The following is a 535-nucleotide window of genomic DNA, read 5'->3' as shown; positions in this document are numbered from 1 at the left end:
TCGCGGGGCAAGCCCGCTTGTGTCTAGCGACAGGGAATACACTCTGAGGTGAGAGGGGTGGATGGCAAGCTGTGAGTCCGCGGTGCTTGAAGCACGAGTGGGAGCCAAGCTGCCATCCACCTTTCCACTCTGACCCATAAGCCCGAACAGTTGGATGAGCGCCACTCGAATCACAAGCGTGGGCAAGGCCAGAGCGCTCTCACTCCTGAGTGTACGAGGGTTTTGCCATGATTTCCTGGGTCGGCATCGATATTTCCAAATCAAACCTGGTTGTGTGGGTTCAACCCCAGAATGAAGGTTTCGACGTTTCCAACACTTCGCAAGGCTTTGATGAATTGATCGAGTGCTTGAGCCGTTACGAGGTTGGCCGGGTTCTGCTTGAGGCCACAGGCGGCTACGAGCGCAAGGTGATGGCCGCGCTGCAAAGCGCGAACTTCAATGTACTGAGGATCAATCCTCGTCGGGCCAGGGCTTTCGCCGTGGCAATGGGCAAGAACGCCAAGACCGATCCCATTGATGCAGCCGTATTAGCGGA

General features: G+C 56.4%; 1 protein-coding gene. It reads left to right on the top strand.

What is annotated here, in order from left to right; genetic code table 11:
• Positions 1-227: 227 nt before the first annotated feature.
• Positions 228-535, top strand: a 308-nt coding sequence (locus tag NPS47_RS25365; RefSeq protein ID WP_274297443.1) for an IS110 family transposase, incomplete at its 3' end; no start/stop codon positions are given.

The organism is Pseudomonas putida (assembly GCF_028682475.1).
In the GTDB taxonomy this organism is placed as follows: Bacteria; Pseudomonadota; Gammaproteobacteria; order Pseudomonadales; family Pseudomonadaceae; genus Aquipseudomonas; species Aquipseudomonas putida_AG.
This window is presented reverse-complemented; position numbering and strand designations above follow the sequence as displayed.